General features: G+C 73.3%; 16 protein-coding genes. 5 read left to right on the plus strand and 11 right to left on the minus strand.

Going from position 1 to position 26396, the window contains the following annotated elements; translation table 11 throughout:
- Positions 1 to 39: 39 nt before the first annotated feature.
- Positions 40 to 813, minus strand: coding sequence for a nucleotidyltransferase domain-containing protein (locus tag Q2K19_RS28575; RefSeq protein ID WP_302765217.1), 774 nt, complete (start codon positions 811 to 813; stop codon positions 40 to 42).
- Positions 814 to 855: 42 nt separating this feature from the next.
- Complete coding sequence (locus tag Q2K19_RS28580) at positions 856 to 1785, minus strand: diacylglycerol/lipid kinase family protein (RefSeq protein WP_302765218.1); 930 nt, start codon at positions 1783 to 1785, stop codon at positions 856 to 858.
- Positions 1786 to 1940: 155 nt separating this feature from the next.
- On the opposite strand from Q2K19_RS28580, the gene Q2K19_RS28585 reads away from it, so the two are divergent.
- The 4 genes from Q2K19_RS28585 to Q2K19_RS28600 all read left to right on the plus strand — a co-directional run bounded on the left by Q2K19_RS28585 (position 1941) and on the right by Q2K19_RS28600 (position 7788).
- Positions 1941 to 2927, plus strand: a complete 987-nt coding sequence (locus Q2K19_RS28585) for a hypothetical protein (protein WP_302765219.1) — start codon at positions 1941 to 1943, stop codon at positions 2925 to 2927.
- Positions 2928 to 3090: 163 nt separating this feature from the next.
- Positions 3091 to 3771, plus strand: a complete 681-nt coding sequence (locus tag Q2K19_RS28590) for a hypothetical protein (RefSeq protein ID WP_302765220.1) — start codon at positions 3091 to 3093, stop codon at positions 3769 to 3771.
- Between the two features lie 220 nt (positions 3772 to 3991).
- Positions 3992 to 6322: a transglycosylase domain-containing protein gene (locus Q2K19_RS28595; protein WP_302765221.1), complete on the plus strand. Its 2331-nt coding sequence runs from the start codon at positions 3992 to 3994 to the stop codon at positions 6320 to 6322.
- Between the two features lie 56 nt (positions 6323 to 6378).
- Positions 6379 to 7788, plus strand: coding sequence for a CoA transferase (locus Q2K19_RS28600; protein ID WP_302765222.1), 1410 nt, complete (start codon positions 6379 to 6381; stop codon positions 7786 to 7788).
- Positions 7789 to 7814: 26 nt separating this feature from the next.
- Here Q2K19_RS28600 and Q2K19_RS28605 read toward each other — a convergent pair whose 3' ends face one another.
- The 4 genes from Q2K19_RS28605 to Q2K19_RS28620 all read right to left on the minus strand — a co-directional run bounded on the left by Q2K19_RS28605 (position 7815) and on the right by Q2K19_RS28620 (position 12041).
- Positions 7815 to 8414 carry a TlpA family protein disulfide reductase gene (locus tag Q2K19_RS28605; protein ID WP_302765223.1) on the minus strand — a complete coding sequence of 200 codons (600 nt, stop codon included), beginning with the start codon at positions 8412 to 8414 and terminating at the stop codon, positions 7815 to 7817.
- Complete coding sequence (locus Q2K19_RS28610) at positions 8411 to 8842, minus strand: hypothetical protein (RefSeq protein WP_302765224.1); 432 nt, start codon at positions 8840 to 8842, stop codon at positions 8411 to 8413. Before Q2K19_RS28610 ends, Q2K19_RS28605 begins: the two co-directional genes overlap by 4 nt.
- A gap of 69 nt (positions 8843 to 8911) precedes the next feature.
- A complete protein-coding gene (locus tag Q2K19_RS28615; RefSeq protein ID WP_302765225.1) occupies positions 8912 to 10966 on the minus strand; it encodes a M6 family metalloprotease domain-containing protein in 2055 nt (684 codons plus the stop codon).
- Between the two features lie 187 nt (positions 10967 to 11153).
- Positions 11154 to 12041: a dihydrodipicolinate synthase family protein gene (locus Q2K19_RS28620; protein ID WP_302765226.1), complete on the minus strand. Its 888-nt coding sequence runs from the start codon at positions 12039 to 12041 to the stop codon at positions 11154 to 11156.
- Between the two features lie 294 nt (positions 12042 to 12335).
- Between Q2K19_RS28620 and Q2K19_RS28625 the strand changes: the two genes are divergently transcribed.
- Positions 12336 to 13562, plus strand: coding sequence for a PucR family transcriptional regulator (locus Q2K19_RS28625; protein WP_302765227.1), 1227 nt, complete (start codon positions 12336 to 12338; stop codon positions 13560 to 13562).
- A gap of 47 nt (positions 13563 to 13609) precedes the next feature.
- Here the strand turns inward: Q2K19_RS28625 and Q2K19_RS28630 are convergent, their stop codons facing one another.
- From Q2K19_RS28630 to Q2K19_RS28650, 5 genes are all read right to left on the minus strand, one after another.
- Positions 13610 to 15526, minus strand: a complete 1917-nt coding sequence (locus Q2K19_RS28630; protein WP_302765228.1) for a Xaa-Pro dipeptidyl-peptidase — start codon at positions 15524 to 15526, stop codon at positions 13610 to 13612.
- Positions 15527 to 15752: 226 nt separating this feature from the next.
- Complete coding sequence (locus Q2K19_RS28635) at positions 15753 to 19811, minus strand: ThuA domain-containing protein (protein WP_302765229.1); 4059 nt, start codon at positions 19809 to 19811, stop codon at positions 15753 to 15755.
- A 186-nt stretch (positions 19812 to 19997) separates the two neighbouring features.
- Positions 19998 to 21170, minus strand: coding sequence for a multicopper oxidase domain-containing protein (locus Q2K19_RS28640; RefSeq protein ID WP_302765230.1), 1173 nt, complete (start codon positions 21168 to 21170; stop codon positions 19998 to 20000).
- Entirely contained in the window at positions 21167 to 22132 is a 966-nt protein-coding gene (locus tag Q2K19_RS28645) for a sugar phosphate isomerase/epimerase family protein (RefSeq protein WP_302765231.1), read from the minus strand. The genes Q2K19_RS28640 and Q2K19_RS28645 overlap by 4 nt, the downstream gene beginning before the upstream one ends.
- 18 nt (positions 22133 to 22150) lie before the next feature.
- Positions 22151 to 25273 (minus strand): OmpL47-type beta-barrel domain-containing protein, encoded by a 3123-nt coding sequence (locus tag Q2K19_RS28650; protein ID WP_302765232.1) that lies wholly within the window; start codon positions 25271 to 25273, stop codon positions 22151 to 22153.
- Between the last annotated feature and the right edge of the window lie 1123 nt (positions 25274 to 26396).

Here is a 26396-nt window from a genome sequence, read left to right on the forward strand (position 1 = left end):
GACCAGTACGCCTTGTTTACAGTAAGGCGCTGATCCGCGTCAATGCCCTGCGGCGACCTCGGCGCGGACCCACCGCTGGAACGCGCGCGCCTCCGGGCCACTGGGCGCCGGCCCGTCCCGGCGGGCGGCGATCGCCCGGCCGACCAGCTCGGCGTGCCACCCGCGCTCGACCACCCACCGGCCGGCGTCCACCTTGGGCAGCCAGCGCCCGGTGCGGACCCGGGCCAGGGAACGGCAGGCGCCGAGGACGGCGTCCTCGGTGCCGGGTGCCGGGGCGTCCCCCTCGGGGGTGGGCAGCGCCAGCCACCAGTCCAGCGCCGCGGCCAGCAGCCGGCGCAGCTCCTCCGGCGCCGGGTCGGCGAAGACGTCGACCGCGGGCGGGCCGAGCAGGGCCAGGCCGGACTGGCGCAGAATGCTGCGGTCGAGGGCGTACCAGAACCGCCCGTCGGCGGCCGGCCGGTCGGCCGGGTCGTAGGTGGCGCGGAACGGCATGGTCGCCCCGGTGTTGAGCTCGACCTCGAAGCCCGGCTCCGGGGTGCCGGAGGCGGCCACGTCCCGCCGGTAGACGACCAGTTCCAGGCCGCGCGCCGGGCAGGCGAGCGCCTCGTGCCGCAGCCGGTCGACCAGCGCCCGCTTGGCCGGCCCGGCCACCGGCCCGGCCACCACCAGCGCCACGTCCACGTCGCTGCGCCCGGGCTGGTACGCGCCCAGCCCCACCGAGCCGGCCGCGTACGCGCCGAACAGGTTCGCGCCGAGCACCGTCCGGGCCCGGCCGACCAGCCCGGTCAGGTAGTCGCGTACGTCGTCGTCCATGCCCGGCATCCTGCCCGGTCCCGTCGGGCGGCGCGGCGCGGGTCAGCCGGGGCAGCAGACGGTCAGCGCGCCGGGGACGACCCGCACCTTGAGCCGCTTCGCGGTCGACCGCGCGCCCCCGTCCAGCTCGTACGTCTTCGGGGCGGCGAAGCGCACCCGGACCTTGCGACCGCGGGTGAGGCGCACGAAGGGCGACTCCTCGGAGCGCCCGGCGGCCATCCGGCCCAGTGTGCGCGCCCAGTCGATCGCGCCGCTGGCGGTGGAGACACCGACCTCCAAGGCACCGTCGTCGGGGCGGGCGTCGTCGAAGGCGGGGATGCCGCCGGTGATGGCGCCGACGTTGCCGAAGAGCACGCAGCTCGCCTCGCCGTCGAACCAGTCGGCGCCGTCCACCCGGATCCGGGTGCGGACACACTCGCCGCGCACGTGCCGCAGCCCGGTCCAGACGTAGGCGACCCGGCCGAGCTTGCCCTTGAGCTTGCGGTCGGCGTCGCGGATCAGGTCGCCGTCGAAGCCCGCCCCGGCCATCACGGCGAAGTGCTCCCCGTTGAGCCGGCCCAGGTCCAGCTTGCGCCGCCGGCCGTGCAGCGCGATCCGGAGCGCCTCGGGCAGGTCCGCCGGGATGCCGAGGTTGGTGGCGAAGAGGTTGGCGGTGCCGGCCGGCAGGATGCCCATCGGCACGTCCGAGCCGGCCAGGGTGTCGGCGCAGCGCTGCACCATCCCGTCGCCGCCCCAGACCAGGATCAGCTCGGCGCCCTTGTCGAGCGCCTTGCGCACCTTCTTCGGCGCCTTGCGGCTCTTCGGCACCTCGTACCAGAGGAGCCGCCCGACCCCGGCGGCGACCAGGCTGCTGCGCAGCTCGTCGAGGCCGCCGCCGAGGGTCTTCTTCCGGTGGGCGACGACCGCGACCGCGCCGACCGGGCGGGCGGGGACGGCGTCGGCGGCGGGGCGGTCGACCGTGCTCGTGCTCATGACCTCGGGTGATACCCAGTCGCTGGATCACCCACGCCTGCCGCTCAGGCGACACGCCCGATTCCGATCAGCGGCGGACTGTGCTTGGCCCGCTGCAGTCGGTAGAGTATTCACGTTGATCGTCGGCACCGGCCGACGGCCGGAGGGGTGCCGGGATGAGTCGACGGGGTGAGCGACTGGCCCGGGTCGCGCTGCGCCTCGGACTCCTGCTCGGCGGGGCGGTCGCGGTCTGGGGCGCCCACGAGCTCGCCACCGCCGGCACCGCCTACGCGGCCGACCGCCCGCCCGCGATCCGGGCGACCACCGACAGCTTCACCCACGTCCGCACGACACCCGATGCGGAGGCAGCGTCGCGCGCCCGGGCCGGGTCCGGCGACGGTGGCGTCGCACGCACCGCGGGCGCCACGGCGACGACGCCGGCCGGATCTCTGCGCGTCACCGCGCCGACCACCCGTTGGCCCTCGTGGTCGACCGGGTCGGAACCGGCCCGGTCCGCGACCGTGCCGGCCGGGACGCCGAGGGCGCCGCGCGCGGTCCACCACCACGAGTGCCGGCCGACGGACGGACCCGCCGGACCCGACCGCACGCCGGTGCGGCCCGCGCCGAAACCGGGGCACGCGCCCAAACCGGCGGACGAGCCCGGACCGGCGCCCGCGCCCAAACCGGGGCATACGCCCAACCCGGGGCACGCGCCCAAACCGGCCGACCCGGTGCCGCACGACCGGCCACCGGCCGCCGACCCGCCGACGCCGCCGGCCCACGGGGTCGAGGCGCCCTCGCCCGGCCAGCCGGGCGCGGCGGGCCCGACGGGACTCGGACGCGTCCTCCCGGCCCCGCACGCCGACCACGCCCTCGGCAACTCTTCGACGGCCCGGTCGCGCTCGACCGCGGCCTCCTGGTCCCGGTCGCTCCCCGGCGCGCCGTACGGACCGCGCCCGCCCGCGTCGGACGTCGACCCCACCTCGCCGACGCCCGTCCCCGGCACCGGCGGGGTCGGCTCGGCCAGCGCCGGGCACGGTGACTCGGCCGACGCCGGCAATACCGCCTGGGCCCCGCCCGCCCTGGCCGAGCACCACTGCTCCCGGGCGGACGGCGACGTCCCGCCGTCCCGCGCGTCCCGACCCGGCACCCGCCCCGCCTGACCGACGCGCCGGTGCGCTCTCCGCTGAACGCGGGCGCCACCGGCGGGTTGCGGCGCGTCCCCGTCAGCCTCACGGCCCCGGTGGCCCGCGCCGGCACGCGGCGATTCCGCGAACCCCGGCGCTCTTCCGACTACCCATCTCGATGGTGTCTTTGGAGACAACCATGAGCGTGAGACTTCCCGTCGTCCGGGCCCGATGGTCCGACACCGGCCGGCTCGTCGATCTCGTCACGGCCACCCTCTCCCCCACCAGCCTCGGCGCCTGGCTCGTCCCGGACGAGCGGCGCCGCTCGATCGTGCTGGCCGCCGCGGCGCGGATCTGGATCGAGCACGCGCTGCTCGTCGGCGACGCGTTTTTGCTCCGCGACGGCACGGCCGCGACGGTCTGGTTCCACCGCTACCGACCCATTCCGGCCCCGACCCGGTACGCCGACCGGCTCGGCCAGGCATGTGGCGAGTACGCGACCCGGTTCCTCCTGCTCGACCAGAGGCTCAGCGCGCAGCGCCCGGTCGAGGCGCACAACCACCTGGCGATGCTGGCCGCGCCGGGACCCCACGGCGCCCGGCGGGCGGCGGCCGTGCTCGCCGGCGCGCAGCGCTGGATGGACACCCTCGGCCTGCCGACGTACGCGGAGGCGTTCACCGAGGCCGACCGGGAGCTCTACCGGCGGCACGGCTACGCCGACGGGGAGGCCTTCCGCGTCCCGGGCGGCACGACCACCCATCCGATGTGGCGGGTGTCGCCGCTCTGGACCGCCCGCGCCGGCGGCAACGCCCACTGGTCGACCCACTACACCTCGGGCCGGGCGCGCAACAGCTGGTCGGCGGCGCTGAGACAGGTCTGACCGGCGAACCGAGGCACGGACCGGCCCGACACGCGCGCGCTCGACGACGCCCGATCCGTCCGGTCGCCCGGGGCGGGACGCTGGCCGACCGGTCACGGAGCGTGAGATCGCGAGATGCGCCACATCCCACCGACGCGGACGGCCACGGCGTCACCGCAGCTCCGCTAGCCTGTCAGGCCGAGCATGGACACGATTCGGCCGAGCAGTCGGAGGGTATCGGGTGCGGGTGCTACCTACCGGTGACAACGACAACGCGGGTGGTTCCGCCGCCCCGACCCCGGGGCGGAAGCGGCGACGCCACCGCCTGCTGATCTTCCTGGCGGTCTTCGCGCTGCTGGCCGGCTCGGGCCTGGTGGCCGGCGGCTACTACTTCGACAGCGTGCCCACCCCCACCGACCTCAAACTGCCGGAGTCGACCACGGTCTACTACGCCGACGGCCGCACCCCGATGGCCAAGCTCGGCGCGGAGAACCGGACCATCGTTCCGTACGACCAGATGAACGACTCCGCCAAGCAGGCGATCGTCGCCGCCGAGGACCGCACGTTCTGGACCAACAAGGGGGTCGACTTCAGTGGCGTGCTCCGCGCCGCCTGGTCGAACCTGACCGGTGGCCAGCGTCAGGGCGCCTCCACCATCACCCAGCAGTACGCGCGGGTCGCGGCCGACCTGCGCGGGGTCACCTACTCGCGGAAGCTACGCGAAGCGGTCATCGCCTGGAAGCTGGACGACAAGTACCGCAAGCAGGACATCCTCGGCTTCTACCTGAACACGGTCCCGTTCGGCCGGGGCGCGTACGGGATCGAGGCGGCCGCGCAGACGTACTTCGGCAAGACGGTGCGCCGGGACGCCCCGCCGGCGCAGCAGCTCACCCAGGCCGAGGCGATGGTGCTCTGCGCGATGGTGAAGCAGCCGGAGGCGGACCCGAACGACCCCGAGGGCTCGCCCGGCTACGACCCGGGGCGCAACGCCAGGGCCAGGCAGAACTCGATCGACCGCTGGAACTACATCCGTGACGGCATGGTGAAGCTGGGCTACCTGACGCCGGAGCTGGCGGCGAACCTGGCGTACCCGGACTCGGTGAAGCCGATCGACCGGAACGCCGGGCAGTCCGGGCTCGACCGGCCCACCGGCCTCGTGGTCAACCACGTGCTCAGCGAGCTGCGCCAGACCGAGCAGTTCAAGGGCAAGCCGGACGAGGTCATTCGCGACGGCGGCTACAAGATCGTCACCACCGTCGACAAGCGGGTCCAGGACGCCGCCGAGGCGGCCGCCGACATCCGCCGCGACAGCGCGCCCGAGGCGGTCCGGGGCCAGCCGAAGAACTGGCAGGCGGCCCTCGTCGCGGTGGAGCCGGGCACCGGCCGGGTGCTCGGCTACTACGGCGGCAACGGGGGTTCCAGCGGCGCCGACTACGCCGGCTGGTACTACGACGAGAAGGGCCAGGCGCGGGGCTTCGGCCAGCACCCGCCGGGCTCGTCGTTCAAGGTGTACGACCTGGCCACCGCCGTGGAGAACGACATCTCCGTGAAGCAGCACTTCGACTCGCCGGACACCAAGGAGTTCCCCGAGTCGGGACGGACCAAGGGCAGCGCGGCGGGCCCGATCCGCAACGCCGAGCACGCCCCCTGCCAGCCGAACTGCGCCCTCTGGGAGGCCACGGTGGCCTCGCTGAACGTCACCTACTTCGAGCTGACCGAGAAGCTGGGCGTCGCGAAGGTCATGGACATGGCCAAGCGGGCCGGCATCAACTCGATGTGGGAGACCGTGAAGGGCAATCCGCAGCCGCAGCGAGTGGACCTGCGCGAGCAGCCGGCCGAGGAGGTGGCCAAGCGCTTCTCCACGGAGGTCGGCATCGGCCAGTACGGCATCAGCGTGCAGGACCACGCCAACGGGATGGCCACCTTCGCCGCCGGCGGCAAGCGCGCCGAGGCGCACTTCGTCCGGTCGGTGACCAAGGGCGACGAGAAGGTCTACAGCGAGCAGCTGAAGGCGACCGACCTGGGGCTGGACCAGGAGGCGATCGACCAGCTCGACTGGACGCTGCGCCGGGTGAAGGCCGCGAAGCTGGACAACGGCTGGGACTCCGCCGGCAAGACCGGCACCTGGCAGGCCGGGCAGAGCACCACGCAGAACGTGCACACCTGGATGGTCGGCTGGACCGGGGCGCTGGCCGCCGCCGTCTGGCTCGGCACCACCGACGGCAAGCCGCTGAAGACCACGGACGGCAGCTACGAGGTGTACGGGTCGACCGGTCCGGGGCCGATCTGGCGGCAGTTCATGGAGCAGGCGACCGCCGCCATGAAGCTCGACCCGGACAAGTACCGGTTCGAGGACCCGAAGTTCCCCAACGACGCGCCGACCGAGACCGCTCCGCCGCAGCCGGCCCCCGCCACGTCCTCGGTTAGCCCGAGCGCCCAGCCGACGCCGGACGCGGAGCCGTCCAGCCCGAGCCCGAGCCCGAGCGACCGGAAGACGCCGCTGCCCACCTGGTCGCCGCCGGCGACGCCGCTGCCGAGCCTGTCCCCGTCGAAGAGCCGACGACCGGGCTGACGGCGGTGGCGGCGGTCCGCGCTCCGGACCGCCGCCACCCGTGGAATGATCCAGCCGTGGCGCAGTCGACGGCGAACGCGGTACGGGCGGCGTGGACGGCGCTGGGCGGGGACCCGGCCGACCCGGCGACGGTGGACCTGCGCGGCCCGGCCGGCACGCTCCCGGCCCGGCTGCCCGTCACCGACCTGGCGGTGGCCTGCGTCGCGGCCGCCGGGCTGGCCGCGACCGAGCTGGGCCGGGCCCGGGGCCGCCACCCGGCCGGCCCGCTGATCGTGGACAGCCGGGCCGTGGCGGTGGCCTTCACCAGCGAACGGCACCTGCGTCTGGACGGGCGGGCGTTCACCGGCTTCGCCCCGCTGTCCCGGTTCTGGCCGGCCGCCGACGGCTGGGTACGCACCCACGCCAACTACCCGCACCACCGCGACCGCCTGCTGGCCGCGCTGGGCCTCGACCCGGCCACCGCCGACGACGACGCCCTGGTCGAGGCCGCGGCGGACCGGATCCGCGCCTGTCCGGCCACCGACGTCGAGGAGCGGGTGTACGCCGCCGGCGGCCTCGCCGTCGCGACCCGTACACCGGACGGGTGGGACGGCCATCCGCAAGCGGCGGCGGTCGCGGTGGAACCGCTCGTCCGGCTGGCCACGGACGGCCCGGCGGCGCCCCGCCGGTTGCCGCCCGCGCCGGCCGGGCTGCCGGCCGCCGGGGTACGGGTGCTGGACCTGACCCGGGTGATCGCCGGACCGGTGGCCACCCGGTTCCTGGCGCTGCTCGGCGCGGACGTGCTCCGGGTGGACCCGCCGGGCCTGCCGGAGATCGGCGGGCAGCACCTGGACACCGGCTCCGGCAAGCGCTCCACCCTGCTCGACCTGGGCCGGCCCGCCGACCGGGACCGGTTCGAGGCGCTGCTCGCCGAGGCCGACGTGGTGGTCGGCGGCTACCGACCGGGGGCGCTGGCCCGGTGGGGCCTCGCCCCCGACGCGCTGCGCCGCCACCGCCCCGACCTGGTGGTGACGTACCTGTCGGCGTGGGGCCCCACCGGCCCGTGGGCGGGGCGGCGCGGCTTCGACAGCCTGATCCAGGCCGCCACCGGGATCGCGGAGGTCGAACGGCATCCGGACGGCACGCCGGGCGTGCTGCCCGCCCAGGCGCTCGACCACGGCACCGGCTACCTGCTGGCGGCGGCGGTGCTGCGGGCGCTCGCCCTGCGGGCCCGGGACGGGGGCGCCTGGTCGGTGGAGCTGTCCCTGGCCCGGGCTGCCCGATGGCTGCGCCACGACCTGCCGGCCGGGCCGGCCGCGGCGGGCGCGGTGCCCGACCCCGGGCCCTGGTGCGACGAGCGGGACGCCCCGGTCGGCCGGCTCCGCTACGCGCTGCCGCCGGTCACCCTGCCGGGCGGTCCGCATACCTGGGCGACGCCGCCGAGCCGCTGGGGCGCCGACCAGCCGGCCTGGCTGCCGGTGACCTAGCCGGCGCGGCACGCCAGGGTGCCGGGTCAGGGAGCCAGCACCAGCTCGCCGAGCCGGTCGTCGAGGGCCGCCGCGTCCACCCCGCCCGGCCAGCCCCGCAGCAGCGCACCGCCCTTGGCGACGAGCACCACGGCCGGCGGTTCGCGGACCGCGTACGACCGCGAGATCGCCCCGTCGCCGTCGACCACGACCGGGTACTCCACCCGGTGCTCCCGCAGGTAGCGCTGCACGTCCGGCGGCTTGTCCTCGGTGACCACCCCGACGAACACCACCGCGTCGCGGTGGCGGCGGGCCAGGTCGCTCAGCGCGTCCTGGCGCTGCCCGCACAGGGTGCACCAGGAGCTGAAGAAGACCAGCACCACCGGCCGGTCGGCCCACAGGTCGGCGAAGGCGACCCGGCTGCCGTCGGTGAGCGGACCGGTGACGGCCGGCGCGCCGGGCGCCCCGGACGGGGCGGGCCGCAGCGCGCGACCCGCCGGCGCCGGGCCGGGCAGCGCCGCCGCGCCACCGGCGACCGGCTCCGTGCGCGCCGGCGCCCCGGCCCCGCCGGAGCAGGCGGCGGTGGCGAGCACCCCGGCCAGCGCCAGCGCCACGGCGGCCAGGCGGAGGGCGGGCCGGCGGGTCATGACGGCACCACCGCGACCAGCGCGGGTCCCTGGCTGCTGTTCGGGGTGAGGGTGATCGGCGGGTGCCCGTCGACGACCAGGCCGTAGGCGTCCCGCTCGGCCACCGTGACCGGGACGTCGAACTCGCAGTAGGTGGGGACGCGGGCCACCTCCAGGTCCTCCTCGAAGGTCGGCACCGCGGTGCCGGACGACAGCGCGCCCGTGGCGAGCGTCCGGCCGTCGGCGTCGACCACCTGGAACGGTGCCCGGTTGTGGAAGTGGGTGTAGGGGCCGGTGCCGGCGCACTCCACGCCCTCCGGCCGGATGTTGATGTCCCGGACGAGCACCCGCACGGTCAGCGCCGACCGGGCTTCGTCCGCCTCACCGCACGCGGTCAGCGCGCCGGCGAGCAACCCCGGCACGCACAGCGCTGCCAGCAGGCGCCGCATCAGTCCTCCCAGGTGGTCGGGGCGGGGCCCGGGGCGGTGGCGGGCACCGCCCCGGGCTGGTCGCGTGGGTCAGCCGAGCAGCGCCCGGGGCCGCTCGACCCGGCACTGGCTGGTCACGGTCCTGCTGGGGTCGCTCTCCGAGGTGGCGGTGAGCGTCACCAGGGTGGTCGCTGTCGCGTCGGCGGCGGCGCCGACCGAGACGCTCACCGGGGTGGTGGCGCCGAACTCGGCCGTGGCCAGCTCGTTCGGCAGCTCCACCCGCCAGCCCACGCCACCGACGCTCGCCGAGAGCCGGTACACGTCGGACTTCAGGTACGCCTCGGCGTCCTCCGGGTGCTGCTGGTCGCCCGCCACGTACCGTCCGGTGTTGGTCAGGTCGAACGTGCAGCTGGCGCCGTTGCCGGTGGGCTGGCTCCGGGTGACCAGGGAGCCCTTGGAGAGCGCCACGCCGTGCTCGCTCGGGCCGGCGCCGTCCAGGGACCGCACCGCCACCGTGTACGACAGCACCCCGTCGCCGTCCCGGCGCACGTTGAGCACGTAGAAGTGCAGGCGGTTGGCCTCGTCCACGTACTCGTACTCGCTGCCGGAGTTGGCGCCGGCGTGGAACAGCGCGTCGGACAGCTGCCGGTAGTCACCCATGGTGAGCTTCTGCGGGGTCCCGTTCGGCTGGTAGAAGTCCACCATGTCGATGTCCTGCGGGTTGGCGTCGACGACCCACACGAACGGGGCGCTGTCGGTGTTCTTCGTCTTGCTGATCAGCACGCCGTTGTCCGGGGTGAACGAGTCCGCGCCCATCCGGTCGACGACCTCGACGGTGTAGTTGTTGTAGCGGCCACCGTCGCAGAGCGGGTCGGTGGTGACGCTGCACGCCGGCGCGCGGTCGGCGTTCATCGCGATGTTGATGCCGGTGAGCCCGCCCGGGCCGGCGTCCACCGCGCGGGCGGTGACGTCCGCGACCACCGGGCCGGAGGTGGCCAGCGCCTCCCGGGACAGCCGCAGCACGTGCTCCTCACCGAGCAGCCCGATCTTCAGCTTGTCCCGGACGGTGTGCAGCGAACCCATCGAGCCGCCGTTGACCGGTGGGATCTGCCAGCGGGTGTGCGGCCCGCCCGGACCGTTGAAGGAACCGCGCGACATCATGCTCCAGATGCCGGTGTACGCGCGGCGCAACGGCGTGCCGTACGGGTTGTTGTAGTTGTCCCCGATGCTCAGCAGGTGGCTCAGCTCGTGCGCGTAGACGCCCATGCCCGAGCTCTCCGCCTGGGTGGACGAACCACCGCCGGCGTTCGGCCAGATGGTGGCGGCCGCCTTCCAGGAGGTCCACTCGACGTACCGGGTCTTCGCGTAGTTGGGCAGGGCGGGGTCGGGCGGGCCCCACGCGTCCGGCACGTCCTCCTTGGTCTGGAACATCATCTGGCCGAACTCCTGCCAGGTCGAGGACTCGTCCTGGCCGGCGGAGAGGATGAAGACCAGTTCGAAGCTGTTGGCGACCTCGTCCCCGACGGCCGCGCGCCAGGCGCCGAGCCCGTCGGTACGGATGTTCCGGGCGCAGGTGTCCCCCGACGGGCAGGCGCCGGGGTTGAAGCCGTTGTCGATGCCGTACTGGTAGGACTTGGACGGCATCTCGTACGGGCCGAAGCCGGTGAGGTCCACGCCGTACCGGCCGTTGGAGTCCTGCATCCAGTACTCGTGCAGGGTGTGGCCCCGGTTGAGGTCGCCCGGGGAGTTCAGGAAGTCGGTGTAGAACCGCGCGACCCGGTCCCGCGGCACGTTCGCGGCGCTGGCCTGGGGATTGCCGAAGACCGTGGCGCCGGCCGGCTTGGTGATGACGAACGGCTGGTCCGGGTAGTCGAGCGTGACCAGGGCGATCTTGAAGTTGCGGACCGATCCCCGCACGGTCGGGTCGGCCCAGTTCCGGTGGGGCACCGGCCGGTAGTCGTCCCAGGTCATCGTGTCGGGGTTCTGCCAGTGCTGCGGGTCGAGCACCTGGAACGGGGCGGGCCCGTCCGGCGGGTCGCCCGGTGCGGCGGCGGCCGGCCCGGAGCCGGTCGCGACCAGGACGGTCGCGGCGGCGGCAGCCAGCACCGAACGCCACACCGCACGCCTGGTGGGCAGCGGGTGCATCGAGTCACCTCTCAGGTCGGGGCTCAGGGGCGGGGCGATCGAGGGCGGGCGCTCGCCGTTCCGATCGATCACACCCGATGCCGAATCTAGGAGCCGGCCGGGAGGGTGGTCACCGTGCAGATGTCGGCAGGTGGGCGGGCGACTTCCGACACGTGCAGGACGCCGCCGACCGGTGCCGGCGACGCCGTTACCCGTCGGCGGCCCGCATCGCCCGCCCCATGTCCCGGCACAGCTGCGCCTCGGTCTCGGGGGACAGCGCGCCGCGCGGTGGGCGGCACGGCCCGCCGTACCGGCCGGCCAGCCCCATCGCCAGCTTCACCGCCTGCACCAGCTCCGGCTGGGGGTCCCAGCTGAACAGGTGGTACAGCTGGGCGTAGAGCGGCAGCGCCGCCGCCAGGTCGCGGGTGACGCAGAGCCGGTGCAGCCGCAGGCAGAGCCGGGGCAGCGCGTTGGGGCTGTGCCCGATCCACCCGGTCGCGCCGCACACGGTCAGCTCCAGCAGCGCGTTGTCGGCCCCGACCAGGACATCGAGGTGGGGACAGAGCTCGCGGACCCGGTGCAGCCGGCTCACATCCGTCTCCCGCACCGCCACGACGCCGTCGGTCTCGGCGACGCGGGCGAGCAGTTCCGGGGTCAGGTCCACGGTGGACTCGCCTGGATCGTGGGACGCCACCACCGGCAGCCCGACCGCGGCCACCTCGCGGTAGTGCGCGACGACCTCGGCAGCGGCGGCCGGATACCCGACCGGCGGCGGCGCCAGCACCGCCTGCGCCCCCGCCGCCAGGGCCTGCTCGGCCCACTGCCGGGACTGCCGGCTGCCGTACCCGCCGACGCCCGGCACCACCGCGCAGCCCCGCGGTGCCGCCTCGACGGCGGCGCGGACCACGTCGGCGCGCTCGCCGTCGGAGAGGGCCCGGTACTCCCCCATCGGGCCGCACGGCGTCACGCCCTGGCAGCCCTCGTCGGCCAGCCACCGGACGTGCTCCTGGAGCCGGTCGTGGTCCAGCGAGAGGTCGGCCCGGAACGGCGTGGGGACGGCGACGATGACGCCCTGCCAGGGCGTGGTTGCGGCCACGACGTGTTCCCTTCTCGGACACTGCGGTCGGCCGGCGTACCCAAGGCCGGGACGCCCGCCCTGGCCCCTCGGGCCGGCACCCGCACACGTTAGGGGCGGTGCCGGTCGGGGTCTTCCGACAGATGCCGGAAGACCCCGGCGCGGTCCGGCTACGGCTGTCGCGGTGCCGGCACGGGGGATTGCGCAGCGGCCAACATCATCGGAAGGTAAGCCAACGGTCCTACCAGCACACTCCCGGCCCGGGCCGTGCGGAGAGCCGCCGGTACCGGGCCGGTCCGGGGGGAGCGCATGCGCGTGGAACTGCAACGCATCGTCGACCGGGTCGCGGCACGGGTCAGGCGGCCGGCGCTGATCGAGGACCGCCGCCAGCGGGTGGTCGTCTACAGCGAGCACACCGGGGTGATCGACGGGGTACGCCGCAGCTCGATCCTGCGCCGGCACACCACCCCCGAGGTGATCGCCTGGGCGCGGAAGATCGGCATCATGGAGGCCCGGCAGCCGGTCCGCACCCCCGCCTGCCCGGAGCTGGACCTGCTGCCCCGGGTGTGCGTGCCGATCCGGCACCGGGACCTGCTGCTGGGGTTCGTCTGGTTCATCGACGCGGCCGACGGGATGACCGACGAGGACATCTCGGTGGTGACCGAGGCGGTGCCGGACCTGTCGCTGGCCCTCTACCGGGAGAACCTGCTCGGCGAGCTGACCTCGCAGCGGGAGACGGAGGCGACCCGTACCCTCCTCGTCGAGTCCCCGGAGGCGCGGTGGGAGGCCGTGCGGTCGCTGCTGACCGACGGCGCGGTCGCCCGCGACGGCCAGGTCACCGCCCTGGTCGCCGAGCTCGTCGCGGCGCCCGACGAGGCGCTCGACGACGCGGCCCGGATCGCCCTGGAGCACGCCCTCGTCGCCACCCGGCAGTGGGTCGGGTCCCGCGAGACGTTGCACCTGGTCCGGCACGATCACGGGGTGCTGCTGCTCTGCGGCGGGCGGAGCACCGGGCGGGTGGCGGCGGAGGACGCCGCCGCACACCTTGACGAGGCCCTGCGCGGCGCCACCCGGGGCCTGGCGTCGGTGGCGCGCACCGTCCTCGGGATCGGCGACGCCCGGCCTCGCCTCTACGACAGCGTGCTGTCCTACCAGGAGGCGTTCCAGGCGGCCCGGGTGGCTGTCCAGCTGCCGGCCCTGGGGTCGGTCGTCGCCTGGTCGGAGTTGGGCATCTATCGCCTGTTGTCCGGTGTGGACGCCCGGCAGTTGGACGCCGCGCGGGTGCACCCGGGGCTGGGCCGGCTGCTGGACGACGAGTCCCAGCAGGTGCTGCTGGAGACCCTGGAGGCCTACCTCGACCTGGCCGGCAACGCCCACGCCACCGCGGAACGCCTGCGGCTGCACCGGACGACGCTGTACTACCGCCTGCAGCGGGTGGAGCAGCTCGCCGACACCGACCTCAAGGACGGCAACGAGCGGCTCTGCCTGCACCTGGCACTGAAGCTGGGCCGGCTGACCGGCCGGTACCGGCCCGGGCGGTAGCCGGCGGGGCGGGGCGCCGGTGCCGGGCGCCCCGCCCCAGGTGACGGCTACAGGCCGGCGGCCGCCGCCGCCGTCCGGCCGCCGACGATCGGCAGGGTGATGCGGCTGCGATCGAAGTGGACGGTGAGGTACGCCCGGTTCTGCTTGGCCCGGCTGCTGTAGCCGGAGTAGGAGCCGAGCAGCACCACCCCGAGCTGGTGGCCGGTGTCGAAGATGTAGTCCTCGGGGAGCAGGTTCAGGTCCACCGCGGTCTTCTCGCCGGGCACCAGCGGCGTCGAGACGGCCGGCGAGTCGAGGTTCAGGCCGTCGATGACGCCCTTCGTCACCAGTTCCTGCGGGTTGCTGGCGACGGTCTTCTCCGTCCTGCGGTAGCAGGCGTCCTCGGCGAAGCCACCCCAGTCGGCCGGCTCACCCCAGCAGTCCTCGTCGGTCAGCGTGCGGATGCCGTCGCCTGAGGTGCTGAACCGCTGGCGGGTGCCGTAGTCGACGAGCAGCCCGGCGAAGCTGGTGTCCGTGCCATCCACGGTGGCGTTGATCCGGACCACCGGGGTGCCCGAGATGTGCAGCGGCGCGGTCAGCGCCGCGGAGAGGAACACCAGCCGGTTCTCGGTGTTGGCGAGGGGGTCCGACGGGTGGCGGATGGCGTTGGTCGCGGTCATCGTCGGCGTGTCCTGGAAGGTCGCCGACGCGTTGCCGGGCCCGGAGCGGAGGGACAGCCCGCCGGCGTTGCCGGCGGCCGGTGCCCCCAGGAACACCTGGGTCGGCTGGGTGTCCGGCAGCGGCCACCGGCTGGCCGTCTCCCAGACGTCCGGCGCCCGCTCCAGGTCGACGGCCGGCTCCCGCATGATCCCGTTGTCGATGCCCTGGAGCCAGTGGTCGAACCAGCGGTGCAGGGTGTCGACCCAGGCGGCGCGGCGGAAGTCGAACGGGTCGACGTGGCCGGTGCCGGTCAGCCAGAGCTTGCGCGGCACGCCCTGCTCGCCCAGCGCCGCCCACCACTTGCTGAAGTGGTCCGGGCGGACGTTGTCGTCGTTGATGCCGTGCACCACGAAGACGCTGGCCCGGACCCGGTCGGCGTGCGGCACGTAGTCCCGCTCCGCCCAGAAGTCGTTGTAGTCCCCGGTGACGTCGTCGCCGCCCTGCCCGAGGGCGGCCCGCACCGGGGCGCAGTACGCCCGGCGGGCCGGGTTGGTGACCGTGTTCGAGAGGCTGCCCGAGTAGTTGTTCGCCCGGGTGACCAGGCCGTTGCTCCGGGAGTAGTCGTACCAGCTGGAGATCGCCGAGATCGGCACGATGGTGGTCAGCCCCGCCACCCCGTCGGCCGCGGCGGCGTTGGCCAGGGTGCCGTCGTAGGACTTGCCGATCATGCCCGTGCGGCCGTTGTGCCAGTCCGCCACGACCTCCCGACCGGCGGCGTCGAAGCCCGGCCGGCGCCCGTTGAGCCAGTCGATCGCGGTCGGCGCGCTGATGTTGTCGGCCCGCCCGCCGGTGACCGGGCAACCGGTCGAGTTGTTGGTGCCGATCATGTCGAGCAGGATCACCGCGTAGCCGCGCGGCACGAAGTAGTTGTCGTAGAAGAGCGGCCACCGGTCGTTCAGCCCGTCCCCGTCGACGTCGGCCTTGCACTCGCTCTCGTTGCCCCGGCAGACCGTCGAGTAGTACGGGCTGGCGTCCATCACCACCGGCACCTTCAGCCCTTGCTCGCTCGCCCTCGGCCGGATGATGTCCATGGCCACCACGTCACGGGCCCCGTCGCCGTCGGTGTCGACGTCGGCGGTGACGAAGACCCGTTCCCGGACCGCGTCGGCGTAGCCGAACACCGGCTGGGTGACGCCGCCGCTGATCACCAGACCCGGGGGTCCGTCGGCGCCCGGCTGGGCCAGGGCGCCGGTCGCCGGCAGCCCGGTGGCCACGACCGCCAGGGCCACCACCGAGGCGCGCCAGGCACGTCTTGCGCTTCGCATCCGCGTGCTCCTCCTCCCCGCACCGGCCGTCGTGCGCGGCTCCGCCCCGCGTCCGGGCGGACCACCGCCGCGACGGTCGCCCCGAACCTATTGATCGACGCGGGTCCACGTCATCGGACACCTGTGGAAGTTGACCCGCGTCGGCTCCTACGGCTGTCGCAGGGGCCGGGCCGGGACGCGAAGGTGCCGGGCACGAGGGTCGACCCCGTGCCCGGCACCGGTCCGGTTACAGCTCCCGGACCCGTACGTCGCGGATCTCGATCAGGTCGTTGTTGCTGTGGTTCTGCAACCCGACGAACCCGCTGAGGAACTGGCGCAGGTCGGTCGGCGGGTCACCCGCCCGGCTCGACGCCTTGCCCGGCGTGTTGTCGAACTCGTTGATCACCACGCCGTTCCGGATGATCGAGTAGTGCTGCCCGACCACCCGGACCTCGTAGTCGTTCCACTGGCCCTTCGGGGTCACCCCCGCCTGGTCCAGGTTGTTCGGGTCGAAGTTGTAGATCGACCCGGTCTTCTGCGGCTCACCGGTCGGCCCGTCGTAGATCTGGATCTCGTGGCCGCAGTAGATCGCCACCCAGGCCTGCGAGCTGCGGGCCGAGCCGACCGTGCCGCAACTGCCGGCCGGCCGCTGGTCCACCGGGATCCGTGGGTCCGGGAACCGGGTGAAGACCCCGCTGTTCGCGTACGTGGTGCCGGTGGAGACGTCCCGGAACTTCAACCGCAGCGAGAAGTCGGCGAACTCGTCCTTGGCGTACCAGAGCATGCCGAGCCCGCCGGAGCTGCGGATGGAACCCTCGGGCTGCAGGGTGAACGATCCGCTGGGCGCCTGCCGCCAGTCGGCCAGTGACCCGGCGGTGCCGTCGAAGAGCGGCTGGTAGCCCGGCACCTTGCCGATCTGCGACTGGGCCGCCGCGCTGTTCAGCTTGGCCGCCTCCTTGTTGTCCAGCACGCCGTCGCCGCGCAGGTCGTTGACCACGTCGGCGACGTGGCTGACGAACTGGCCGTGGTTCGACCAGTTCCGCTCGTCGTCGATCAGGTCGTTGACCGTGCAGCCGCCGCCGACCTCGTGGTTGGTCACCCCGGTGTCGGTGTCGAGCAGCCGGACCGTCTTGCCGGTGTCCGGCGCGGCACAGCCGGTGGTGACGGTGATCTTCGCGGTGGAGGTGGTGCCGTCGGCGTACGTCACCTTGAGGGTCGCCTGGTAGGTGCCGTAGTCGGCGTAGGTGTGGGTCGGGTTGGCCTCGTGCGACGGCGCGCTGCCGTCACCGAAGTTCCACTCCCACGCCACACCGCCGGCCCGGGCCGCCGAGAACGCGATGGTCTTCGGCTGGCTCGGGGTGACCGCCCGCCAGGTGGCGTCGCTCGGCCGCGGCGTCGCCTCGCCACCGGTGTACACGACCCGGATCAGCTTCTGGTTGCCGTGCAGGCTGAAGAAGCCGCCCGCGTAGTCGAGCATGTAGAGCGCTCCGTCCGGGCCGAACTTGGCGTCCATCCAGGACTGCAGCTGGGTGGCGCCGGAACCGGAACGGATGATCTGACGCAGGTCCTCGGCGAAAGCCGGCGGGCGGTGGTCGGCCACCCCGGCCGGGTCGACGGTGACGGCGACCCGGTTGCTGGCGTTGGACTCGTCACCGATGAACCACTTGTCGTCCCAGTACGCCGGCCAGGCGACGCCGCTGCCGGTGTCCACCTTGTCCCGGTGGTAGGTCGGGCCGTTCATGATGGCCTGCCCGCCGCCCTTGAGGTACGGCTGGGTGAAGGTCTCCTCGCCCAGCACGTACGAGGGCAGCCCGCTGCCGTCGGTCCGCTTCGGGAAGACCGGGCCACCGCCCTGCGGCGAGTACCAGATCATGTTGTCCCGGATCGGCGGGAGGTTCACCAGGCCGGTGTTGCGCGGCGAGGTGTTCTTCGGGTTGTCGCAGTCGTACCAGCCCGTCAGCACGTTCGCGTCGGTGTTGCTGCGGTCCCGGTACGGCTGCCGGTTACCCATGCAGTACGGCCAGCCCTGGTTTCCCGCGGAGGTGATGATCGTGGCGGTCTCGTACTTGGCCGGGCCGAGGTCCGGGCTCGGGGCGCCGGCGTCCGGGCCGACCCAGGCCGCGGTCAGCCAGTGGTTGACCGGGTCCCAGGCGATGCGGGCGATGTTGCGCACGCCCATCACGTAGATCTCCGGGCGACTCTTGCCGCCGCCCTCCTCCTTGCCGGTGAACAGGTTGCCGGCCGGGATGGTGTAGGTGCCGTCCGCCTCCGGGTGGATGCGGAGGATCTTGCCGTTGAGGTCGTTGGTGTTGCCGGCGGTACGCCGGGCGTCCTGGAACGAGGTGCCCTTGTAGTCCTGGGTCCAGTTGTTGCCGGAGTACCCGTTCGACCCGCCGGAGGAGTTGCTGTCACCGGAGCCGATGTAGAGGTTGCCGCTCTCGTCGAACGTCATCCCGCCACCGGCGTGGCAGCAGCTGTGGATCTGGGTGTCCCAGTGCAGCAGGTCCTTGCGGGTGCTCTGGTCGATGGTCTGCTTCGCGGCGTCGTAGGTGAACCGGGAGACGGTCCGCTGGCCGATCCGCCGGTCCCGGTCGATCGACTCGTGCGGCATCCAGTAGACGTAGACCCAGCCGTTCTCGGCGAACTTCGGGTCCAGGGTGATGCCGACCAGGCCCTCCTCGTTCTTCACCAGTTCACTGCCGCTGCCCCGGTTGCCCATCACGGCGAGCGCGGTGAGCAGCTTGGGCTGCTTGGTCTTCGGGTCCCACTGGTGGATCGTGCCGCAGCCGAGGCCGACCTTGGGGTCGTCCCAGCTCACGATCGGCCCGGACGGGCAGGCCGCCTTGCCGATGTAGAACACCTTCCCGTCGGGGGCGATGGTGAGGCCGTGCGGCTCACCGATCTGGTCGAGCTGGCCCGACTGGTTCGCGGCGGTGAGCCGCTCGATCCGGTAGTTCGACGCGATGGTGGCCTGGCAGTCGCCGCGGACCAGGCCCGCCGACCACTTGATGGCCCCGGCCAGGTGGCCCTGGAACTGCTTGTCGCTGGTCCAGCTCGCCTCGGTCCGGCCCATGCCGGTGTAGAAGGACCGCCCACCCTCGTAGTCCTGGCACCACGACACCGGGTGGAACGCCCCGTTGCCGCTCAGGCCCGCGTTGTAGGTCCCCTCCTCGACCTGCGCGACCGTGTGGACCTTGCCGATCGGGCTCGGGTCCCAGTTGATCCACTGGTCGGAGCGGGTCCAGGTCAGCGGCAGGCCCTTGTTGGCCGGGTGCTGCCGGTCGGTGAGGTCGACGGTGGCCTTCTGCACCGTGCTCTCCGGCGCCGGGCCGGCGTCCGGCCCGATCAGCCACAGCTCGGCCAGCTGGATCAGCGGCTCCCCGCTGTTCGCCGTGACGTTGAGCCGGTAGTGCTGGTAGGCGGTGGTGTTGGTGAAGCTGTACTGCTTGGTCTGGAACCGCTGCGGGAAGGTCTCGTTGCTGCGGGTGTCCAGGTCCGTCCAAGTGGTGCCGTCCTGGGAGCCCTGCAGGGTCCAGTTCTTCGGGTCCCGGCCGGGGAAGTCGTTGGCCGACGTGAGGGCGTACCGGCTGACCACCACCGGCGTGGCCAGCTTCGCCGCCAGCCAGCCGGTCGGCGAGAAGGTCAGCCACTTGGTGCCGGTCGACCCGTCGATCGCCTTCGCGGCGGTCTCGTTGGGCGGGTTCTCCCCGCTCGCGGTCGCCGAGACCGGCTTCTCCGCGTTGGGCAGGCCGGCGGCCGGCCGGGTGCCGATCAGGCCGGTGAACCAGGACGAGTCGGGCTGGGCGCGCGCCGCGTCGTGCACGCCGACGAACCCGCCGCCGCTCTTCACGTACGCCTGGAACGCCGCCTCCTGCGCGTCGTTGAGGGTGACGCCGTTGGCGGAGAGGAACACCACGGCCCGGTAGCGGGCCAGGTTGCCGAAGGTGAACACCGCCGGGTCGGCGGAGTCGTCGACGCTGAAGCCCTGCTGCTCCCCCAGGTCCCGGATGGTCGCGGTGGCCTTGGCGACCGGGTCGTCCTGCTTGTCCACCGGGCCGTGGAAGACCAGCACCTTGACCGCCGCGGCGGCCTCGGCCGCGGCCGCGGGCGTCGGGGTGAGGGTCTGGCCCGGCAGGGCCAGCAGGCCGAGCGCCAGGGCGGCGCTCGACGCGAGCGCCCCGACGCGGCGGCGGCCGCCGGGGCGACGCGGACCGGTCGACGGGGGCGGTGTGGGCGTGATCGGTCCCGTCGGATCGGCGCCGAGGCCGATCCAGCGGGAGAACCGGAAATGGCGTCTGTCGGCCATCTCGACTCCTCCTGGGTTGGGTTTCCGGGTTCGTCGACTCCGCCGGCGAGCTGAGACGCTCACCGGATGAGGGCGTACGCGTCCACCGGCGCCACCCGTGCGCGGGCGGCCGGTGCGGCGGTGCGGGTGGTGGTGCGGTCCGGGGACCGCCGGTCCTCGACGCTGAGGCCGGCGGTCCCGAACCCGTCAGTCGTGCTGGTGGGCGGCGTCGTCGGCGGCGGGCGCCGCGGCGGCGTCGGCGGCGGTGTGCTGGTGGTGGTCCATGCCGGGCGGCATGTTCCCGTTCTCGTCCAGGACGTGCAGCATCGTCGACATCCCGGCGTCGGAGTGGAACTGCATGTGGCAGTGCAGCATCCAGTGGCCCGGCCCGACCGAGTCGCCGGCGACCACGCTGACGCCGAAGGAGTCGCCCGGGCCGAGCGTCTTGTTGTCGATGATCGGCACGGAGTCGGCGAACGGCTGTCCGTTGCTCACCACCCCGGTGCGGGTGTCCGCCCAGGAGTGCCCGTGCAGGTGGAAGGTGTGCATGTCGTTGCCGACGCCGACCACGACGAACTCCACCCGCTCCCCCTTGCGGGCGACCAGGCAGGTCGGGCCGGGCTGCGGGTTCACCTCCGCGCAGGTGTCAGTCGCGGTGCCACGGCGCAGGTTGATGCTCTGCCGGTCACCGAAGACCACGGTGTAGGTGCGGTCCGGCTTCGGGTCGCCGGGGCGGCGGACCACCAGGCCGCCGAAGAGGCCGGCGGAGAGCCCCTGGGTGCCGTGCGGGCCACCCACCACATGGTCGTGGTACCACCAGTACCCGGCGGTGCCCTGCGCCCCGGTCCGGTTGTTCCGCGGCTGGGCGTACCAGGTGTAGGTGCGGGAGCCGCCCGACGGGACGTACGACCCGCTCTGCACCGTGCCGTCGGAGTCCTGGGTGTACTTGACCCCGTGCACGTGCAGGGAGACACCCAGCGGGTGGCTCGGGTCGGTCCGCAGCGCCGCCAGCGTCGCCTCGGGCACCTGGTTGTGCAGGGTGATGGCGAGGCACTCGCCCTCCATCATCTCCATCAGCGGGCCCGGGTAGGAGGCGGTCTCGGGGGTGAGGCCGTAGCCGAGCCGGACCTGGGTGCCGTCCTTCGGCAGCTCCACCGCGTACAGCTGGATGGTGCGGTCCGGCTTGGTGCAGCCGTCCGGACGTTCGGCGAACATCCCGGTGCGGGCGGCGGCGAAGCCGCCGGCGCCGACCAGGGTGAGCAGCACGACCGCCGCGACGACCAGGATCCGCCGGGCACCGGTGCGCGGGCGCTCCCGCCGGGTGTCCACCGGCCCGGGCTCGGCCGCCGGCCCGTCCTCGACCAGCCGCCAGGCGCTCACCGGGCACCCCGCAGCTCGACCATGCGCTGGTAGCTGCGCTCGGCGGCACCGAGGGATCCGGGCGGGTTGGGCTGGGCCCCGGGCGCGGAGTCCTGCTCCCAGAGGAACTCGAAGCGCCCCCGGCCGGTCAGCTCGCCGAAGAAGTCGGCGAACGGGATCACGCCCGCGCCGAACTCCACGTCGGCGTAGGAGTTGCCCTGCTGCGGGTCGGGCAGCGGGACGCCGTCCTTGACGTGGAAGAGCGGGTAGCGGTGCGGGTGGGCGTTGACGTACTCGACCGGGCGGAAGCCCGGGTACTTCCGCGCCCCGCCGTACGCCCACAGGATGTCCATCTCGAGGAAGACGTACCGGGGATCGGTGAGCTCCAGGAAGAGGTCGTACAGCCGCACGTCGGGACGGTCCGTCGCGAAGGCGAACTCGACGGTGTGGTTGTGCTGGTAGAGCTTGAGGCCCCGGGCGGTGGCCGCTTCGCCCCAGGCGTTGAACTCGGCGGCGGCCGCCTGGTAGCCGGCGATGGTCCGGTTGCCGGTGGGCGCCTCCGCGGTGCCGATCGCCGGCATGCCGAGGATCTCCGCGACGTCGAGCTCCCACGCCAGGTTGGTGCGGAAGTCGCGCAGCCCCCGGTGGCTGCCGGCCGCCTTCAGCCCGTTGTCATCGAGCAGTTGGCGGATCTGCTCCGGGGTGATGGCGCCGACCGAACCCTGGGTGTAGCCAGCGAACTCCACCTCCCGGTAGCCGATCCGGGACAGCTCCTCGAAGACGGCGGCGAAGCCGACCTGGGCGATCTTGTCGCGGACGCTGTAGAGCTGGATGCCCACATGTCCCTGCGGGATGAGCTTGCCCTGACCCCCCTGCTCAGCCCCGGCCGGCAGCGCGCCGGCCAGGCTGGCCGCGCTGACCGCCACCGTGGAGCCGGCGAGGCCCCTCAGCAGGGTCCGGCGGTCGATCCTGTTCCTTGCCATGGTGTCCTTCCCTTCCAGTCAGCAGCAGGTGTTCGAGCCGCCGGAACAGCAGGCGGTCAGCGGGGCGATCCGCACGTTCCGGAAGCTGATGACGTCACCGGTCCCGTGGTTCTGCAGGCCGACGTAGCCGGTCGCGCTCTGCCGCCCGGCGCCGCCCGGGTCGTCCGCCCGGGGCGGGCTGAAGACGGCGTCGGGCTTGTTGACGTACTCGTTGATCAGCTTTCCGTTGCGGAAGATCGAGTAGTGCTGGCCGACCACGCGGATCTCGTAGTCGTTCCAGGTGCCCTTCGGGGTCACGCCGGCGCCGGCCAGGTCGACCCGGTCGAAGCCGTACACCGAGCCGCTCTTGTACTGGTCGCCGTCGCTCCGGTCGAGGATCTGGAGTTCGTGGCCGTACTTGATGGCGACCCACTCGGGGCGGGACTCCGTCGGGTGCTGGCGGACGTCCGGGAAGCGGACGAAGACCCCGCTGTTGGCCCGGCCGTCGCCGGGGGCGTCGTCGCGCCACTGCAGCTTGAGGGAGAAGTCACCGTACGCGGCGACCGGGTACCAGAGCATGCCCAGCCCCGGCACGGCCTTGCTGGTGATCGACCCGTCGGCGTTGCGGGCGAACCCGCCGGCGCCGACCTGCTGCCAGCGGCCGAACGAGGCGGCCGTGGCGTCGAGGATCGGCTGGTAGCCGTCCTTGCCCGCCGGCTTGCCGACGCCGGAGCGGCCGGCGGCGCTGACCAGCTTGCCGTGCTCGGAGTGGGTGACGATGCCCAGGTGGTGCAGGTGCTCGGCGATCGCGCTCACGTACGAGACGAACTCCCCGTGATTGGCCCAGTCCCGCTCCTCCTGGATGACGTCGTTGATCGTGCAGTCGCCCTGGACCACCCGGTTGGGCACGCCGCTGTCGACGGTGCCGAGCCAGACGGTGGGCCGGGTGTCCCGGACGCACTCGGGCTGCGGTCCGCTGGCGACCACCGTGAAGGCGACCGAGGCGGTGCCGGAGGTGTTGCCGGCCTTGTCGGTGGCCCGGTAGCTCACCGTGTGCTGCCCCGGCTGGTCGACGGTGACCGGGGCGGCGTAGCGGGCGTACGGCTGGCCGTCGAGGGAATACTCGACGCGGTCCACGCCCGACCCGCTGTCCGCCGCGGACAGGGTCACGGTCGCGCTGCCGACGTACGCGCCGTCGTCGTCGAGCTGCCCGGAGAGGGCGGCGGTGACGGTCGGCGGGGTGGTGTCCGGGGCGGGCGGGTCGACCACGGTGAACGACACCTGCTGCGGCGACGAGGTGTTGCCGGCCTTGTCGGTCGCCCGGTAGCTCACCGCGTGCTGGCCGACCTGGTTGACGGTGACCGGGGCGGTGTAGGCGGCGTAGGGCTGCCCGTCGAGGGAGTACTCCACCCGGTCCACGCCCGACCCGCTGTCCGACGCGGTCAGCGTGACGGTGGCGCCGCCGACGTAGGCGCCGTTGGCGTCCCGCTGGCCGGTGACCGCCGACGTCACGGTCGGCGGGGTGGTGTCGGCCGGAGTGGGCTCCACCACGGTGAACGACACCTGCTGCGGCGACGAGGTGTTGCCGGCCTTGTCGGTGGCCCGGTAGCTCACCGTGTGCTGCCCCGGCTGGGTCACCGTGACCGGCGCGGCGTAGCCGGTGTAGGCGCCGCCGTCGAGGGCGTACTCGACCCGGTCCACACCGGACTGGGTGTCGCTGGCCGACAGGGTGACCGTCGCGCTGCCCACGTACGCGCCGTTGGTGTCCCGCTGGCCGGTCACCGAGGCGGTGACCGTGGGCGGGGTGGTGTCGGCCGGGGTCGGCTCCACCACGGTGAACGACACCTGCTGCGGCGAGGACGTGTTGCCGGCCTTGTCGGTGGCCCGGTAGCTCACCGTGTGCTGGCCCGGCTGGTTCACCGCGACCGGGGTGGCGTAGGCGGCGTAGGGCTGCCCGTCGAGGGAGTACTCCACCCGGTCCACACCCGACCCGCTGTCCGACGCGGTCAGGGTGACCGCCGCGCTGCCGACGTAGGCGCCGTTGGCGTCCTTCTGGCCGGTCACCGCCGCGGTCACGGTCGGCGGGGTGGTGTCGGCCGGCGGCGGTTCGACCACCGTGAACGACACCTGCTGCGGCGACGAGGTGTTGCCCGCCTTGTCGGTGGCCCGGTAGCTCACCGTGTGCTGACCCGGCTGGTTCACCGTCACCGGCGCGGCGTAGCCGGCGTAGGCACCGCCGTCGAGCGAGTACTCGACCCGGTCCACACCCGACTCGCTGTCGGCGGCGGTGAGGGTGACGGTCGCGCTGCCCACGTACGCGCCGTTGGTGTCGCGCTGGCCGCTGACCGCGGCGGTCACCGTCGGCGGGGTGGTGTCGGTGGGCGGCGGTTCGACCACCGTGAACGACACCTGCTGCGGCGACGAGGTGTTCCCAGCCTTGTCGGTGGCCCGGTAGCTCACCGTGTGCTGACCCGGCTGGTTCACCGTCACCGGCGCCGAGTAGGTGCCGTAGGCGCCGCCGTCCAGGGCGTACTCGACCCGGTCGACGCCGGAGCCGCTGTCCGTGGCGGTCAGCGTGACGGTGGCGCTGCCGACGTACGCGCCGTTCGCGTCCTTCTCGCCGGTCACCGCGGCGGTGACGGTCGGGGCCGTGGTGTCCGAGCCACCGCCGCTGACCACCAGCAGGCCGGTCATGCCGCCGTGGCCGGGGATGGAGCAGAAGTAGCGGTAGGTGCCCGGGGAGAGCACCACGTCCATGGTCCAGCGGCCCCCGTTGGCGTCCGTCGGATCGGCGAGGACGTTGACGTCGACGTCGCTGTTGTACCGCGGGTCGCCGGTCTCGAAGGTCAGGGTGTGCTGCATCCCCGTGGTGTTGCCGGTGGCCGCGCTGTTCTCGAAGACCAGGGTGGCCGGACCGGCGACGGCGGTGGTGGGTGCGGACCGGTAGGCGAGGAAGTTGTCGCCCGCCGTCCAGGTGAGCACCTGGGCCTGTAGCGGCGTCGTGGCGGCAGCCGGGGCCGACCGTTCCGGGTCGGTCGGCCGCGCGTTCGCCGGGGACGAGGGGAGGCCGGTGGTCAGCAGCAGCGCCAGCGTGGCGAGGGCGGCCACCGATCTCCGGAGCCGGCGCACCGGGCGCCGGTCCCGCGGTGGATGTGAGTTCATGGGTTCCTCTTTCACGGTCCGGGAAGCAGCGGGCGGAACGTGCGTGCGTGTCGTCGGTGCGGTTCGGAGCTGGCGTGCCGGCGTCGAGCCCCGTCGGCCCCTCCCAGGCCGCGCGGGATCCCCGGCCGTGGCCGGCCGGCCACGGTCGTTCTGCGGGTATGACGGAGCGCACCGCGCCGACGGCGGGGACCGTCGCGCACAGTGGTGCTCGCTTCAGGAGCTGGTGGGGTTGGTCGGGTACGGGCAACGGTCGACCCGTGGCGCGTGCCGCGCCGGATCGCCGTGGGTGGCGTTGACCCGGGGTTGGCCCTCGTTGGCCGGTCGTGGCCGCCGGACGTGTTGCGCCGCCTGGGGCCACAGTCGAGAGCTACCGTGCCGGTAGTTCATCTCGACGAAACATATCGATGATCCCGACACTACTGACTTCCTCTCAGCGTGTCCATAGCTTTCGTCAGTTCCGTGACTACTTTTCTACGACCCAAACGAAAGTAGTTGGCGGATTCCTACGGCCTCGCCGTAGGCCGGCCGACCGGCGGCCGGGCGCCGATCAGGCGGGGTGGCGAGCACCGCGTCGACGGCGGCGACGAACCCGCCGAGGTCGGCGGCGAAGGGCCGGCCGCTCGCCGTCGTCCGCGGCGGTCCGGCCGTCGATCCACCGGTTGACCGCCCAGCGCCACGGGCAACCCTCGCCCGGTTCACCCACCGCGACCAGGATGAGGCATTCATCGATCCTTTGGCATCGATTGGCAGGAGAGCGGGCGGCTTGTTACGACATCCACCGAACGGCGGCTCGGCCGCCCGGTACGGGTGATCATCACGGTCCGTTCGGCACCGGCTCGCGGCCCGGAAGGGGTATGCCGACCCGGATCTTCGACCGAGGGCGAAGACACGCCATTTGCACGGAGCGGCAAGAGCCGCAAATCAACCAGACGACCGTCCAATGAGAATCGCGTTAGCCCTGATCAGGGGCTATAGAAGATCATGGCTTCCTAGATCCGCGCGGTCGGCGCGATGACCGGGAGGTGTCGGTTGCCCGGGTCACCCATTGATCCCGGCCGAAGGCCGTGTGATTGTGCAGCAACGAGTCGCCGACCCCCGGCGACCCGGACGGTCGATCTGTCGA

Origin of the sequence: Micromonospora sp. NBRC 110009, assembly GCF_030518795.1 — a bacterium.
In the GTDB taxonomy this organism is placed as follows: Bacteria; Actinomycetota; Actinomycetes; order Mycobacteriales; family Micromonosporaceae; genus Micromonospora.

Excerpts from the sequence above, each read along its gene's own strand:
- Q2K19_RS28590 (WP_302765220.1), top strand. The coding sequence starts at position 3,091 with ATGAGCGTGAGACTTCCCGTCGTCCGGGCCCGATGGTCCGACACCGGC.
- Q2K19_RS28585 (WP_302765219.1), top strand. The coding sequence starts at position 1,941 with ATGAGTCGACGGGGTGAGCGACTGGCCCGGGTCGCGCTGCGCCTCGGA.
- Q2K19_RS28580 (WP_302765218.1), bottom strand. The coding sequence starts at position 1,785 with ATGAGCACGAGCACGGTCGACCGCCCCGCCGCCGACGCCGTCCCCGCC.
- Q2K19_RS28610 (WP_302765224.1), bottom strand. The coding sequence starts at position 8,842 with ATGCGGCGCCTGCTGGCAGCGCTGTGCGTGCCGGGGTTGCTCGCCGGC.
- Q2K19_RS28645 (WP_302765231.1), bottom strand. The coding sequence starts at position 22,132 with ATGGCAAGGAACAGGATCGACCGCCGGACCCTGCTGAGGGGCCTCGCC.
- Q2K19_RS28635 (WP_302765229.1), bottom strand. The coding sequence starts at position 19,811 with ATGGCCGACAGACGCCATTTCCGGTTCTCCCGCTGGATCGGCCTCGGC.
- Q2K19_RS28630 (WP_302765228.1), bottom strand. The coding sequence starts at position 15,526 with ATGCGAAGCGCAAGACGTGCCTGGCGCGCCTCGGTGGTGGCCCTGGCG.
- Q2K19_RS28615 (WP_302765225.1), bottom strand. The coding sequence starts at position 10,966 with ATGCACCCGCTGCCCACCAGGCGTGCGGTGTGGCGTTCGGTGCTGGCT.
- Q2K19_RS28575 (WP_302765217.1), bottom strand. The coding sequence starts at position 813 with ATGGACGACGACGTACGCGACTACCTGACCGGGCTGGTCGGCCGGGCC.
- Q2K19_RS28650 (WP_302765232.1), bottom strand. The coding sequence starts at position 25,273 with ATGAACTCACATCCACCGCGGGACCGGCGCCCGGTGCGCCGGCTCCGG.
- Q2K19_RS28605 (WP_302765223.1), bottom strand. The coding sequence starts at position 8,414 with ATGACCCGCCGGCCCGCCCTCCGCCTGGCCGCCGTGGCGCTGGCGCTG.